Origin of the sequence: Gemmatirosa kalamazoonensis, assembly GCF_000522985.1 — a bacterium.
Classification (GTDB): domain Bacteria; phylum Gemmatimonadota; class Gemmatimonadetes; order Gemmatimonadales; family Gemmatimonadaceae; genus Gemmatirosa; species Gemmatirosa kalamazoonensis.
The window spans coordinates 3129776-3144514 of sequence record NZ_CP007128.1; the positions used below are offsets into that span (position 1 = coordinate 3129776).

The 14739-nt window shown below is 72.9% G+C and carries 13 protein-coding genes; 4 read left to right on the top strand and 9 right to left on the bottom strand.

Translation table 11 applies throughout. The features are described from left to right. Positions 1-25 precede the first annotated feature (25 nt). Genes J421_RS13415 through J421_RS13430 form a run of 4 tightly spaced genes read right to left on the bottom strand, consistent with a single transcriptional unit; the run spans position 26 to position 4415 of the window. Positions 26-883, bottom strand: a complete 858-nt coding sequence (locus J421_RS13415; protein ID WP_148306303.1) for an ABC transporter permease — start codon at positions 881-883, stop codon at positions 26-28. A gap of 11 nt (positions 884-894) precedes the next feature. Then, a complete protein-coding gene (locus J421_RS13420; RefSeq protein WP_025411689.1) occupies positions 895-1911 on the bottom strand; it encodes an ABC transporter permease in 1017 nt (338 codons plus the stop codon). Positions 1912-1927: 16 nt separating this feature from the next. Then, positions 1928-3658: a peptide ABC transporter substrate-binding protein gene (locus tag J421_RS13425; protein ID WP_158508789.1), complete on the bottom strand. Its 1731-nt coding sequence runs from the start codon at positions 3656-3658 to the stop codon at positions 1928-1930. Further along, positions 3618-4415: a lipoate--protein ligase family protein gene (locus tag J421_RS13430; protein ID WP_025411691.1), complete on the bottom strand. Its 798-nt coding sequence runs from the start codon at positions 4413-4415 to the stop codon at positions 3618-3620. The genes J421_RS13425 and J421_RS13430 overlap by 41 nt, the downstream gene beginning before the upstream one ends. Before the next feature lie 145 nt (positions 4416-4560). Here J421_RS13430 and gcvP point away from each other — a divergent pair, with 145 nt between their 5' ends. Then, on the top strand, positions 4561-7476 hold the full coding sequence (gene gcvP / locus J421_RS13435) for an aminomethyl-transferring glycine dehydrogenase (protein ID WP_025411692.1): 2916 nt from the start codon (positions 4561-4563) through the stop codon (positions 7474-7476). An 81-nt stretch (positions 7477-7557) separates the two neighbouring features. Here the strand turns inward: gcvP and gcvH are convergent, their stop codons facing one another. The 4 genes from gcvH to J421_RS13455 all read right to left on the bottom strand — a co-directional run bounded on the left by gcvH (position 7558) and on the right by J421_RS13455 (position 11276). Further along, positions 7558-7941, bottom strand: coding sequence for a glycine cleavage system protein GcvH (gcvH, locus tag J421_RS13440; protein WP_025411693.1), 384 nt, complete (start codon positions 7939-7941; stop codon positions 7558-7560). A 67-nt stretch (positions 7942-8008) separates the two neighbouring features. After that, positions 8009-8698, bottom strand: a complete 690-nt coding sequence (gene coaE, locus J421_RS13445) for a dephospho-CoA kinase (protein ID WP_025411694.1) — start codon at positions 8696-8698, stop codon at positions 8009-8011. Between the two features lie 130 nt (positions 8699-8828). Next, positions 8829-9440, bottom strand: a complete 612-nt coding sequence (locus J421_RS13450) for a thymidine kinase (RefSeq protein WP_025411695.1) — start codon at positions 9438-9440, stop codon at positions 8829-8831. Positions 9441-9446: 6 nt separating this feature from the next. Next, on the bottom strand, positions 9447-11276 hold the full coding sequence (locus J421_RS13455) for a DEAD/DEAH box helicase (RefSeq protein ID WP_148306304.1): 1830 nt from the start codon (positions 11274-11276) through the stop codon (positions 9447-9449). A gap of 253 nt (positions 11277-11529) precedes the next feature. On the opposite strand from J421_RS13455, the gene J421_RS13460 reads away from it, so the two are divergent. Continuing rightward, positions 11530-12093, top strand: coding sequence for a hypothetical protein (locus J421_RS13460; protein WP_148306305.1), 564 nt, complete (start codon positions 11530-11532; stop codon positions 12091-12093). After that, on the top strand, positions 12090-12368 hold the full coding sequence (locus J421_RS13465) for an Lrp/AsnC family transcriptional regulator (protein ID WP_025411698.1): 279 nt from the start codon (positions 12090-12092) through the stop codon (positions 12366-12368). Before J421_RS13460 ends, J421_RS13465 begins: the two co-directional genes overlap by 4 nt. Positions 12369-12458: 90 nt before the next feature. Here the strand turns inward: J421_RS13465 and J421_RS13470 are convergent, their stop codons facing one another. Further along, complete coding sequence (locus J421_RS13470; RefSeq protein ID WP_148306306.1) at positions 12459-13313, bottom strand: PEP-CTERM sorting domain-containing protein; 855 nt, start codon at positions 13311-13313, stop codon at positions 12459-12461. A 408-nt stretch (positions 13314-13721) separates the two neighbouring features. Here J421_RS13470 and J421_RS13475 point away from each other — a divergent pair, with 408 nt between their 5' ends. Beyond that, positions 13722-14723 carry a hypothetical protein gene (locus J421_RS13475; RefSeq protein WP_148306307.1) on the top strand — a complete coding sequence of 334 codons (1002 nt, stop codon included), beginning with the start codon at positions 13722-13724 and terminating at the stop codon, positions 14721-14723. Positions 14724-14739: the final 16 nt, after the last annotated feature.

Sequence of the window (14739 nt, forward strand, 5' to 3'; positions counted from 1 at the left end):
CTCGCGCGGTCAGTGTCTAGCTGCATCACTCGCGGGGGTCCAGAGCATCCCGCAGGCCATCGCCCAGCACGTTCACCGCGAGCACCGTGACGACGATGAGGATCCCGGGCGCGGCGGTGGTCCACCATGCGGTGGTCACGTAGTCGGCGCCGTCCTGCATGATGCTCCCCCAGCTCGCCTGCGGCGGCTGCACGCCGAGGCCGAGGTAGGACAGCCCCGCCTCGAGCGCGATGACGTTGCCGACGGCGAGCGTGGCGGCGACGAGGAGCAGCGGGCCGAGATGCGGCACGACGTGGCGCGCGAGCAGCCGCGACTCGCCGGCGCCGAGCGCGCGCGCGGCGTGCACGAACTCGCGCTCGCGCAGCGAGCGCACCTCGGCGCGCGCGAGCCGGCTCGTGCCGAACCATCCGGTGCCCGCGATGAGCAGCACGAGCGCGACCGTCGACACGTGGCCCCACAGCGCGACCACGGCGAGCAGCAGCAGCACGCGCGGGATGCCGAGGAACGCGTCGACGAGCCGCATCATCGCCGCGTCGGCGAGCCCGCCGAGCCACGCCGCGATCGCGCCGTACGCCGCGCCGACGGTGGTGGAGAGCAGTGCCGCGAGCACGCCGACGCCGAGCGACACGCGCGCGCCGTAGAGCACGCGACTCAGCACGTCGCGGCTGAATGGATCCGTGCCGAGCGGATGGGCGAGCGACGGCGGGCGGTTCTGCAGCGCGACCGGATCCGGCTGCGCCGAGGGGTTGTACGGCGCGACGAGCGGCGCGAACAGCGCGAGCAGCGCGAACGTCGCCAGCAGGCCGAGTGCCGCGATCGCCGCCGGATCCCGGCGCAGTCGCTGGAACGCCGCCGCGAGGCGGGTGGCGCGGGTGGCGCGCATCCCGTCGCGCGTCACGCGGCGCGCCCTCGCGTCTCGCCGCCGATCGCGCGCAGCCGCGGATCGACGAGCGCGTGCAGCAGCTCGCTGAGCAGCGCGCCGACGGTGACCGCCACGCTGCCGACGACCACCGCGCCGGTGACGAGTGGATAGTCGCGCTGCGCGACCGCGTTGATGGCGACGAGTCCCATGCCCGGCCAGCCGAACACCTTCTCGACGAACACCACGCCGCCGACGAGCGCGGGCACCGCGAGGCCGAGCAGCGTGATGACCGGGATGAGCGCGTTGCGCAGCGCGTGGCGCAGCAGCACCGCGCGCTCGTTCATTCCCTTCGCGCGCGCCGTGCGCAGGTAGTCCTCGCGCGCCACCTCGAGGAGCGCGGCGCGCTGGTGTCGCGCGACGACGGCGAGCGCGCCCAGCGCGAGCGTGAGCGCCGGCAGCACGAGGTGCTGCGCGCGATCGACGAGGCGCTCGATGGGGCTCATGTACTCGTACAGCACCGGGTCGTACGCGCTCGACGACGGCAGCACCGGCAGCAGGAACGTGAACAGCACGAGCAGCGCGATCGCCAGCCAGAACTCCGGCAGCGAGAAGAAGAACACCGTCAGCGCGCCGAGCGCGCGGTCGACGGCGCGGCCGCCGCGGGAGCCGCGCACGCGCATCGACGCCTGCAGCACGCCGGCGCCGATGCCGACGACGAAGCCGGCGACGAGCGCGGTGCCGACGAGCAGCAGCGTGTTGGGCAGCGCGTCGGCCAGCGCCCGCGTCACGGGCACCCCGCGCGAATACGACCACCCGAGGTCTCCGCGCGCCGCCGCGGCGATCCACCGCCAGTACTGCTCGAGGAGCGGGCGATCGAGACCGTAGACGCCGCGCCAGTACGCGCGCACGCTCTCCGGCACGTTCGACGCGTCGAGCGTCGCGGCGATCGGATCGCCGGGCGCGAGGTGCAGCAGCAGGAACGCGGCGGTGGCGGCGAGGAACACGACGAGCACGCCCTGCAGCAGCCGGCGAACGACGAAGCCGAGCATCGCCGCGCTCGCGACGTCAGCGCAGGCCGATCCGGTCGCGCCCGATGCGGTCGCGCGACGGGATCGACCAGTCGGCGAGCCCCACCCACCAGCCGTCGGCGCGGATGCCGGTCAGCTTGATGCGGCGGTGCGCGCCGGCGACGAGCCGCGGCTCGAACAGCCACACCGCCGGCGCGTCGTCGAGGATCGTCTGGTAGGCGTGCGCCCAGTACGTGCGCGAGCGCGCCGGGTCGTACGTCGACAGTGCGCTGTCCACCTGTGCGTCGAACGTCGGGCTCTCGTACGCGCTGAAGTTCGAGCCGTTAGGCATCGCGCCCTGCGAGCCCCACATCTGCTGGATCGTCGCGCGGTTGGGGTCCATCTGCCAGGCGCCCATCGCCGCGTCGAACAGATGCTGACGTTGCCGGTCGAGGAACGTGTTCAGCTCGAGCTGCTCGATCTTCACCTCCACGCCCGACGTGCGGAGCTGTTCCTGCAGCAGCACCGCCATGCGCAGCCGCGGCCCGCTCGACGTCGGCACGAGCAGCGAGAACGAGAGCTTCACGCCGCCGCGCTCGCGCACGCCGTCGCCGTTCGCGTCGCGCCAGCCGAGCGAGTCGAGCAGCGCCCGCGCCTGTCCCGGGTTGTACGGGATCTGCCGCAGCTTCGCCCAGTCGGGGAACAGCGCGCGCACGTTCGGGCCATACGCGACGTAGGCGAGCGAGTCGAACACGCTCTGCACGATGCGCACGCGATCCACCGCCATGGAGAGCGCGCGGCGCGTCTCGCGGTCGCCGAAGATGGGGTGCGGGCGCGGCGACCCGTCGGCGGCGCGCAGGTTGAAGCCGAGGAAGCCGTACGTGAGGCCGGGGTAGGGAACGATGCGCAGCGACCGGTTGCGCGCGAGCTGGCCGATGTAGCTCGGGCTCATCGCCTCGAAGAAGTCGGCCTGCCCGTTGATCAGGCTGATCGTCGCCGCGCCGAAATCGGGCGCCACGGTCCACACCACGCGGTCGAGGTTCGCGCGGCCGCGGTAGTTGTCCTCGTCGGCGACGATCTCGACGCGCTGGCCCGGCGTCCACTCCTCGAAGCGGAACCGCCCGCTGCCGACTGGTTTGCGCCCGAACGGCGACGCGGCGAGGCGATTGTGCGGCACCGCGCGCAGCAGGTGCTGCGGGATGATCCACAGCTGGTACGTCGCGTCGAAGAACTGCTGCGGCGTGCGGCGCTTGTACCAGAACACCGCCGTCACCGAGTCCGGCGTCGAGACCGAGTCGATGTTCGCGAGCAGCGGCGCGGTCGGCGAGCCGGTGGCCGGATCGACGGCGAGGTCGAACGAGAACTTCACGTCGGCGGCGCGCACCGGCTTGCCGTCGTGCCACTTCGCGCTCGGGTCGAGCGCGAACGCGATCGACAGCGAATCCGGCGCCCACGTCCACTTGCGCGCGAGCCGCGGCCGGAAGGCGACGTCGCCCACCGTGTTCAGCGAGTCGCCGATCTCCGCCAGCCGGTCGAAGATCTGCGAGACGATCTGCTGCTCCACCGTGTTCGCGGCGAGCGGCGGCAGCAGCGTCTTCGGCTCGGCGCCGGTGGCGATGATGACCGTTCCGCCGGTCTCGCCGGTCGCGCCGTGCCGGTCCGACTTGCCGGAGCAGGCGGCGCAGGCGAGGAACGCGAGGCAGAGCGGCAGGCGGCGCCGGACGCGGCGGCGCGGCGAGCGCCGGCGCTCAGCGCCGCCAGGTCCAGTCGGGGTCGAGATAGCGCTCACGGGTGCGGTCGAGGGCGGCTCGCAGCGGCGGATCGACATCGAGGGGTCGCGGGTCGGGATCTTCGAGCTCTCGCAGCGCGGCATCGAACGCGGCGGCCGTCTCGGCGAGCGACGGCGCACGGCCGAGCGCCGCTCTCAGCGTCGCCGGCGGCGGCACGTCGGGCAACGGTCGGGCCGTTAGGCGCGTCACGATCGACTGGTCGTCATCGACGAGTATGGAGCCGTGCTGCAACAGCGCACCCTGCTCCTGCCACTGCGCGCTGCCGACGAGCTTCGCGGCGCCGGCGGGGCCGTCGAGCACGAGCTCCCCGCCCGTCGGCACCTCGAAGCAGGGCGCTCCGTCGGGATGCGGCGCCCGGCCGACGGGGACCGCCTCGCGCGCGTCGACGCCGAGCCTGCGCAGGGCGGCGACGAGCAGGCGGTTGATCCGCGCATACGCGTCGCGCAGCGGCGCGCCGACCGGGGCGAGCGCGCCGAGCGGCGCGGTGACGCTGTAGGTGATCTCGCGGTGGTGCAGCACGGCGCGCCCGCCCGTCGGCCGACGCACCGTGGACACGCCGCGCTCGGCCAGCCGCGCGGGATCGTACAGGCCGCGCGCCTTCTGGTGCCGCCCGAACGACAGCGTGGGAGACGACCACGCGTACAGGCGCAGCACGCACTCGCCCGTCGCCCGCGCGCGGTCGAGCAGCACGTCGTCGAGCGCCATGTTGTCGGGGCCGGGGAGCGGAGGGGTGACGAGCAGGCGGAAGGGCGGCACGGCGGAGAAGTTAGTCGCGAGGCCCCGAGCGCGGGGAGCGCCGTCGGCGCGCGGCCTCGACGCCGCGGTTAGCTTTCGGGCCGAGGCCGGTCCGCCCGGCTCCCAACGATCGCCGTCACAGGGCTCCGCGCCCCCCAGCTCCGATATGTCCACGACCAGCATCACGGCCGCGCCCGCCTCGGCCGACAGCTTCGTCCCCCGCCACATCGGGCCGGACGAGACCGAGCAGCGCGCGATGCTCGCCGCGCTCGGCTACGACTCGCTCGACGCGTTCATCGACGCGGTCGTGCCGGCGGGGATCCGCCTGCGCAAGCCGCTCGACCTCGGCGCGCCGCGCACCGAGCACGACGTGCTGCACGAGATCCGCGGGCTCGCCGCGCGCAACCAGGTGTGGCGCTCGTTCATCGGCATGGGCTACCACGCGACGCTCACGCCGCCCGTCGTCCAGCGCAACGTGCTGGAGAACCCCGGCTGGTACACCGCCTACACGCCGTATCAGGCGGAGATCGCGCAGGGCCGCCTGGAGGCGCTGCTGAACTACCAGACCGTCGTGAGCGACCTCACGGGCCTCGAGATCGCGAACGCGTCGCTGCTCGACGAGGGCACCGCGGCGGCGGAAGCGATGGCGATGAGCTACGCCGTGCGCGGCAAGCCGGGGAAGGAGACGTATTTCGTCGCCGCCGACTGCCACCCGCAGACGATCGAGGTCGTGCAGACGCGCGCCGCGGCGCGCGGCGTCCACGTCGTCGTGGGCGACCACCGGACGTTCGAGTTCACGCCCGACGTGTTCGGCGCGCTGATCCAGTACCCGGCGACCGACGGCGGCGTGTACGACTACCGCGCGTTCTGCGAGCGCGCGCACGCGGGCCAGGCGCTCGTCACGGCGGCGACGGATCTGCTCGCGCTCACGCTGCTCGCGCCGCCCGGCGAGTGGGGCGCCGACGTCGCCGTCGGCAACTCGCAGCGGTTCGGCGTGCCGTTAGGCTATGGCGGACCGCACGCGGCGTTCTTCGCCACGAAGGACGAGTTCAAGCGGCAGATCCCGGGACGCATCATCGGCGTGTCGCGCGACGCGGACGGCAAGCCGGCGCTCCGCATGGCGCTGCAGACGCGCGAGCAGCACATCCGCCGCGAGAAGGCGACGAGCAACGTGTGCACCGCGCAGGTGCTGCTCGCCGTGATCGCCGGCATGTACGCGGTGTGGCACGGCCCCAGGGGGCTCGTGCGCATCGCGGAGCGCGTGCACGGTCAGGCGGCGCGCCTCGCGGCGTCGCTCGAGCGGCTCGGGCTCCACGTCCGCAACGACGACTTCTTCGACACGGTCGCGGTGGAGGTCGGCGCGCACGGTGAGGAGGAGATCCTGGCCGCCGCGGCGGCGCGGCGGATCAACCTGCGCGTCGTGGAGCCGGGCGTCATCGCCGCCGCGCTCGACGAGCGCACGAGCGACGCCGACGTGGCGGACCTCGTCGCCGTGTTCAACGGCGGCGCGTCGCCCGAATGGGCGGACGAGGAGCTCGCGGTGGACGCGCGCTACGACGAGCGGTTCAAGCGCACGAGCGCGTTCCTCACGCACCCGGTGTTCAACACGCACCACTCCGAGACGGAGATGCTGCGCTACCTCCGCATGCTGGAGTCGCGCGACTTCTCGCTCGTGCACGGCATGATCCCGCTCGGCTCGTGCACGATGAAGCTGAACGCGACGGCGGAGATGATCCCGATCACGTGGCCGGAGTTCGGCGCGCTGCATCCGTTCGCGCCGCGCGAGCAGGCGGAGGGCTACGGGGAGCTGTTCCGGCAGCTCGAGCACGACCTGGCCGAGATCACCGGCTTCGCCGCGGTGTCGCTGCAGCCGAACGCCGGGTCGCAGGGCGAGTACGCGGGGCTGCTCGTCATCCGCCGGTTCCACGAGGCGAACGGGGAAGGGCACCGCAACGTGTGCCTCATCCCGCAGAGCGCGCACGGCACGAACCCGGCGAGCGCGGTGATGGCGGGGTTCAAGGTCGTGGTGGTGGGCACGGCGCCTAACGGCAACGTCGACCTCGACGACCTGAAGGCGAAGGCCGAGCAGCACTCGGCCAACCTCGCGGCGCTGATGATCACCTATCCGTCGACGCACGGCGTGTTCGAGGAGGCGATCCGCGACGTCTGCGCGATCGTGCACGAGCACGGCGGGCAGGTGTACATGGACGGCGCGAACATGAACGCGATGGTGGGCCTCGCGCGGCCGGGCGACATCGGCGCCGACGTCTGCCACCTGAACCTGCACAAGACGTTCTGCATCCCGCACGGCGGCGGCGGACCGGGGATGGGCCCGATCGGCGTCGCGCCGCAGCTCGTGCCGTTCCTGCCGGGGCATCCTGTGGTGCCGGTCGGCGGGGCGCGTCCCATCGGGCCGGTGTCGGCGGCGCCGTGGGGGAGCGCGAGCATCCTGCCCATCTCGTGGGTGTTCATCAAGATGATGGGCGGCGAGGGGCTCACGCTGTGCAGCAAGCTCGCGATCCTGAACGCGAACTACATCGCGAAGCGGCTCGAGGGCGCATTCCCGGTGCTGTACCGCGGCGCGAACGGCACCGTCGCGCACGAGTGCATCGTCGACACGCGCGTCGTGAAGCAGGCGAGCGGCGTGGAGGTGGAGGACATCGCGAAGCGCCTCATGGACTACGGCTTCCACGCGCCGACGGTGAGCTTCCCGGTGGCCGGCACGCTCATGATCGAGCCGACGGAGAGCGAGTCGAAGGTGGAGCTCGATCGCTTCTGCGACGCGCTGATCGCGATCCGCGAGGAGATCCGCGAGGTGGAGCTGGGCGTCGCCGACCGCACCGACAACGTCCTGAAGAACGCGCCGCACCCGATGACGCGCGTGGTCGCGGACGCGTGGTCGCACGGGTACTCGCGCGAGAAGGCGGCGTTCCCGACGGCGGCGACGCGCGAGCGCAAGTTCTGGCCGCACGTGGGCCGCATCGAGAGCGCGTATGGCGACCGCCACCTCGTGTGCGCGTGCGTGCCGACGGAGGCCTATACCGACGGGTACGCGGCGTCGATCAATCAGGAGACGGACTGAGCGAGCGTGGAGCGTCGAGCGGGGAGCGTAGAGTGACCGAGAAGGCCCTCCGCGCTCGCCGCTCGACGCTCCACGCTCGCTTTACTCGCCGATGAGGCTCGCGTAGGCGGACGAATCCAGGAGCGCGGATCGATCTCCCGTCACGCGCAGCTTGATCATCCAGCCGTCGCCGTACGGGTCGCTGTTCACGAGCGCGGGCTCGCCGTCGAGGCGGCCGTTGATCTCGACGACCTCGCCGGCGAGCGGCGAGTACAGCTCGGAGACGGCCTTCACCGCCTCGATGGTGCCGAACACCTCGTGCGCGTCGAGCGTGCGGCCGACCTCGGGCAGCTCCACGTAGACCACGTCGCCGAGCTCTCCCTGCGCGTAGTCGGTGATGCCGACGTAGAACACGCCGTCCTCGTCGCTCGCGCGGACGTACTCGTGGTCCTTCGTGTACTGCAGCTCCGACCGGATCTCCGACACGTCGCGCTCCGCGCTATTGGGGACTGGGATTGGCGCGCGAAAGTCTAGACGGAGCGCGGGAAGGGTGTCAAGGAACGTGCGCCTCGTGGTCCACGCGTTCGACGCGGCGCACCTCGCGGCGCTCCTCGCGCTGCACCGCGAGCTCCGCGGTGGACTCCATCGCGCGCCGCTGCAGGTCGCCCCACAGCGCGACGACGCGTTCGGCGAGCACGGCGGGCGTGCCGTCGTTGTCGATCACGACGTCGGCGCGCGCGCGCTTCAGCTCCGCGGGCATCTGCGCGGCGATCATCGCCATCGCGTCGGTCTCGCGCAGCGCGCGATCGCGGACGAGCCGCTCGAGCCGCACCGCGCGCGGCGCGTCGACGAGCACCACGACGTCGAACTCGTCGACGAGCGTGCGCTCGAACAGCAGCGGGATGTCGCACACGACGACCTGGTCGCCGCGCTCGTGCGCCGCCGCCACCGCCTCGTCGCGCAGGCGCGCGACCTCCGGATGCACGATCGCGTTCAGCGCCTCCAGCTCGGCGGGATCGTGGAACACGCGCGAGCGCAGCGCGCCGCGGTCGAGCATCCCATCGGGTGAGAGCACCTCGGAGCCCCACCGCGCGACGATCCGCTGGAAGGCGGGCGTCCCCGGCCGCACCGCGTCGCGCGCGAGCAGGTCGGCGTCGATGATGGTCGCCCCCTGCGCGGCGAGCAGGCGGGAGACGGTGGACTTGCCGCTGGCGATGTTGCCGGTGAGCCCGACGAGTAGCATGGCAGTCTCTCCGGCCGCCGTCATCACGGCGGCAGTGGGGTCGGTGGAACGCGCCTAAGCTAGGGGTGCCCCTCCGATCGTCAACCCGCGAGACCGCCTCTGTGGCAGCCGCCGTGCCGTTGCGGCTGCCCTAGATCAGTTTGGTCTGCGCGTCGGACGGCTGCGGCACCTGATGGCAGGCGCGGCACCGGGCCTCGTACGAGTCCGCGGCGCCGACCATGATCGTCGGCGAGTCGTAGGGGGCGGGGCGGCCGGCGATGAGGCGCTGGTTGCGGCTCGCCGGCGCTCCGCACAGCACGCAGATCGCGTGGAGCTTGTCCACCGACTCGGCGACCGCCATGAGCTGCGGCATGGCGCCGAACGGCTCGCCGCGGAAGTCGGTGTCGGTGCCCGCGAGGATCACGCGCCGTCCGCGCTCGGCGAGCGTCGTCGCGACGCGCACGATGCCGTCGTCGAGGAACTGCGCCTCGTCCACCGCGACGACGTGCGCGAGCGGATCGAGGCGCAGCAGCAGCTGCTCCGACGTGTCGATGGGCACCGCCTCGACCGTGCGCTGATCGTGGCTCGAGACCGCATACACGCCGGCGTAGCGCGCGTCGAGGTGCGACTTGAAGACCTGCACGCGCTTGCGTGCGATGACCGCGCGGCGCACGCGCCGGATGAGCTCCTCGCTCTTGCCGCTGAACATCACGCCGGCGATCACCTCGATCCACCCGCCGGACGTCTGGAAGCCGTCGCCCACGATCGCTCAGCTCTCGTCCTGGTCCATGGCGTCGCCCTCGGGCGCACGATCGGCGGCACGGTCGGCCGCGCGATCGGCCGCGCGATCGGCGTCGGCCTCGCCGACGTCGCGACGCGAGTTGCGCAGCCGCTCGGCGCGCGCCGCCCACTCGTCGCGCTGCTCGGCGCGCTCGCGCACGCCGCGGTCGTCGGGCGCACCGAAGCCGCGCGGACCATCGCGCCGAGCGTCGAACGCACGACCGCCACCGCCGCCGCCACCACCGCCCCGCCGCTCGCCGCTGCCGCGGCGCTCCGGTGCGCCCCGCCGGTCGCCCGCCGGCGCGCGCCGCTCGCCGGCGCCGCCGCCGCTGCCACCCGCGCCGCGCTCGCGCTCCTGCCTAACGGCGGCGCGTCGGCCGCGGATGGAGATGCCGTTCACCTTCTCGATCACGCGCGCCGCGTCGGCCGACGCGACCTCGACGAGCGAGAACGCGTCGCGCACCTCGATCTTGCCGATGCGATCGCTCGAGATCCCGGCCTCACCCGCGATCGCGCCGACGAGATCCCCTGGGCGCACGCCGTCCTTGCCGCCGACGCTGACGAACAGCCGCGTCGTGCCGCTCGTCGATTCCGCCGCCGGCGCGGAGGCGCCGCTCGCCGCGGGCACGCTCGCCGAGGCCCGCCGCGCGCGCTCACGCTCGAGCAGTCGCACGGCCGCGGCGGCGAGCTGCACGCCGTCGTACTCGTCGAGCAGCGGCTCCAGCGCGACCAGCTCGCGGTGCGGCACGCCCGCGTCGAGCACGAGCCGCAGCTCGGCGCGCAGCGCGTCGTCGCGGCCGCGCGCGGCGCGCGTGTGGTCGGGGAGGGCGAGCGGTGTGATGGCGCCGCCGGCGAGCGCGCGCAGCGCCTCGAGCTGCCGCGGCTGCGCGAGCGCGACGATCTGCGCCGGCCGTGCCGTCGCGATGCGGTCGAGCACCGCACGGTCGGTCGGCACGTCGAACAGCACGACGAGCGACACGTTCTCGGCGAGCGTCGGGTCGGCGCGCACCACGCGCACGTCGGGGCCCGACGTTGCCGCCGCATCGTCAGCGGACGGCTCGCCCGGGCCGTAGCCTAACGCGCGCAGGGTGCGCCGCGCCTCGGCGTCGGACGCGTCGCTCGTCACGACCACCGTCGCCGACGGTGGGTCGAGCTCGTCGAGCACCCGACGCAGCGCGGCGGGACGCGCGGCGCTGGTCACCGGGAGGTACGACAGCGCGACCGCGCGCGGTGCCGCGCCCCCCGCCGCCGGAGCGACGCGGCGCGGCCGGCGCAGGTGGCGCTCGATGAGCGCCTCGACGTCGGGTGTCATCTCCGTGCTCACGAGCACGCGCGCCGCATCCTTCGGGATCTCGGCGAGCACGGTCTCCAGCTCCGCCGCCGCGGGCGCGTCGAGGATCGCGTCCGCCCACGCGAAGATCACCGTGCGCACGGCGTCGAGCTTGAGGGCGGACGAGCGCACGAGCGCCGCGAGCGCGTCGGGCGCGCCGGCGATCGCGGGCGGCGCGCCGACGCGGGCGAGGCGCGCGACGCGCTCGGCGCGCGTCACGGGCACGAGCGCGGGACGCGACGCGGGATCGTCGCGCACCGTGAGCGCCGCGCTCGCGACGGCCAGCGCCGTCTCCGCATCCGGCGTCACGACGAGCAGCTGCGTGCCGGCGGCGCCGCGATCCACGCGCTCGAGCGCCGGCGCGAGGAACTGGGGGATGAGCCCCCAGTCGTGGGGGAGCGTGTACACCACGTTCTGGCTGCGCGACGCGCCGGTCGCGGCAGACGCGGCAGACGCGGCATCTCGCTCGTCGGGTTGCTGCTGGTCCACGTGTTCACTCCACGGGCGGCTCGCACGTCCGCGCGTCGCCGCCGTGTGACGACGACGTGACACGCGGGCGTCACGATGGAAGGCATGCTGTCAAACAGAGACGTGCGCGAATTATAGCCGCGCACCACACGCGAGGGAGTCGGATTGCGACCTCGGCCGTGCATGCGGCGTGCGTTTGTCGCACGCGTGCCACACCTCTAACGAACTCGCACGCGGAGATGTAGATCGGTGAGACCCGAACCAGGAGTGCATCGTGCGTGACTCTGACGCGATGCCCAACGCGCTCTCCGGACCACGCAACCGACGGCGCCTCACGAGCGTCACGTTCGCCGTCGCGCCGCACGACGACGTCGCGGCGCCGGTGCGGTTCCGCTGGGACGCCGACACGGAGATCCTGTCGGCGAGCATCGTCGACCGCCGGGGAGGCGGCAGCGTCGCGACCACGGTGGAGCTCGAGGGCAACGATGGCTCGTGGGTCACGCTCGAGCTGCGTGCGGGGCGCCTGTGCGGGATCGAGGTCGCCGTGTGGCCGCCGGTGAAAGCGCGCTCGATCCTCACGCCGCCGAGCGTCACGACGAGCGGCCACGCGACGCTGCCGAGCGCCGTCCTCGGCGCGACGATCAGCGACGTGGAGGTGGACACGCTGCTGGCGGCGGAGTCGGACCGGCTCGAGCGCACGTTCCATCTGCGCGTCGGGCAGCCGCGTCGCTCGCGCGCGGTGCGCGTGGGGCAGAGTATCTTGCTGGAGCTCGACGACGCCGATCAGCTCGCGGGCCTCTGGCTGCTCAACGTTCCCCCCGTGCCCCTGCACTCGTGATCACGACGATCGTCCTCATGAAGGCGGAGCCGAAGACGCTCACGCAGGCCGCGACGCGCATCGCGGGATTCGAGGGCGTGCAGGAGGTCTACTCGGTGTCGGGCGAGTGGGACCTCGTGGCGATCGTGCGCGTGACCGAGTACGAGAAGATCGCCGACGTCGTGACGCACCAGATCGCGAGCGTGCCCGGCATCGAGCGCACGATGACGCTCACCGCGTTCCGCGCGTACTCGAAGAAGGACCTGGAGCAGGCCTGGGACATCGGCGTCGAGTAGCGAGGGCAGGAGGGCAAGAGGGCAGGAGGGCAGGAGATTCATTGACTCTCCTGCCCTCCTGCCCTCTTGCCCTCCTGCCCTCGCCGTTCGTTAGGCGCGACGACGGCGCAGGGCGCCGAGGCTCAGAAGGGCGAGGCCGCCGCCGAGGAGCGAGGTGGTCATCGGCTCCGGCACCGTGCCGCAGTTGACGCCGTTGACGCCGCAGCCGCGCGCCGTCAGGCCGCCCACCGCGTCGATCTCGTTGTCGCCGTCACGCTGGATCGCGCCGGGGCCGCCCCACGTCACCGAGGCGTAGCGGAACGTCGCACCGCCGGCGAGCTGGTAGACGGCGACGAAGCCGTCCGCGATGTTCGGGTCGGGCGACCAGCCGCCCCCGTACACGTGGACGAGCGATGCCTGGGTCCACCCGGCGTCCGCCGCGTTCGGGTCGTTCGACAGCCACGCGGTGTTCTCCAGCACTTCCAGCGGGATCGGCCCGTGGTCGACGAACACGAAGACCGCGAGCTGGTTCGCCTGGCCGCCGAGGTCCCAGATGATCCCGTTCGACGGGCAGTTGCCGCCGACGCCGCCGTAGCTGCCGCAGCCGCCGACGTCCTGCACCCAGTAGAAGTCGCGGGCATTCGCGTTCGCGGCGATCGATCCCAGATTCGCTCCGTTGTACGCGCCGAGCGACGTCGGGTCGTACCCGAAGCCGGCTCCTTCGGCCCCCTTCACGTAGCTGCCGAAGACGAAGCCCGACGGGTCGGTCCACAGCCCGTTCTCGATGCACGTCGTGTTCGGGTCGATGCCTAGCCCGATGAACGTGCCCACGGTGGCACCCAGCGCCGGATTCCCGACCTGAGTGCCGGCGTTGGTCAGGCACTGCGCGCTCGCCCGACTCGCCATCGCGAAGAGTGCGACGGCCACGCCCAGCCCGATCTGCTGCGCTCTCCTGAGTCGATTCATGATCGTACCCCCATCGTGTGCGTGGGACGGCACCAGCGGGCCGGCTTGGCGGCGCCGCAGGCAGAACCCGAGCGAGTGCGATGACTCCGAGGGCCGACGTCCCGGGATCGTGCTGCGTCGTCCGGTGGCGGTGGGGCTCTCCGACGCGTCACGTCAGCGTCGACATCGGCGGCGATGCGCATGGCGTCGCGACACGCGCGGACGCCATTGGGGGGTGCGCAGTAGCCCCCAATTACACGTTCCGTTCATGCATGTCAAGCCTGAGTCCGCGCCGCTCCGTCCCGGCGATCGCGCGATCCGGTCGCGCGGGGTCCCGGAACGGCGCTTTCGGCTTGTCTTCGCATCTCGCGCGCAGTACGATGGACCCCGAGGCGTGCGACACGCGGGACCCGAATCGACGGAGGACGGATGACGCAACCTATGCACGCGAGCCCGGGTGACGCGGGCTTCCGCAGCGTGCAGCGGCGTCTGGCAGGGCTCCTCGGCGGGGTCGGGATGGAGATGGGCGGGGCGCCGCTGGAGGCGCTCCACGTGAGCGCGGCCGAGCCGCCGCGACTCCGCGCGTCACCGGTGATCGAGGGACACGCGCTGCGCGCGGTGCGCGTCGGCGATCCGACGCCCGGCTTCGGAGCGTTCCTCGACGGCACGCAGGCGAGCCGCGTCGTCGGCTACTGCGACGGCATGCCGATCGTGTTCGGCTCGGTGGCGGGGGTGGTGCGCGTGCGGCGCAACCGGCGGCACGTCACGTGGGCGCGCGGCCCCATCGTGCAGCGGCGGCTGTACGCGCCGCTCGGCTTCCTGCCGAACGGCATCTGCGACGCGCTCCGCGACGACGGCGTCGAGGTGGTGGACACGAGCCAGCCCGACGAGCACGGCGAGCGGCCCGGCACGCACCCGTTCTCGCTGCTCGAGCGCGCCGTGCACTTCGTGCAGGCCGACCGCGAGCGCGTGGAGCGGCAGCTCGCGGAGGAGTGGTGCGCTCGCGAGCGCGACGCGCTGTTCGTCGACGGCGGCATCCAGGGGAGCGAGGCGGTCGCCGCGTCGCACTGCGTCGTCGGCGTGGTGAAGAGCCACCGCACGCTGTACGTGGAGGGCGACGCGCTGCGCGTGGTGCTCGGCCTCCGCGCCGGCCACCGCTCGACGGCGTTCCGCATCGCCGCGCCGCGCCGCGCGCCGGTCGCGAGCTGGTACCTTCGCCTGCGCGATCCCGCGGGCCGCGACCCGATGTGGGGATTGGTGCGCGTGGAGGCCGCGGTGCCTAACGCGGGCGAGGATCTCGCGGCGCGCGCGGACCGCATCTCGCGCTGGATCCTCGCCGAGGCCTCGCCGATCGCGCTGCCGGATTCCCGGTGGGACAAGATGGTGTACGGGATCCGCGACTGTGAGCAGTTCCTTGCTGCCGTGTGTTGAACCGCAGCTCGGTCCT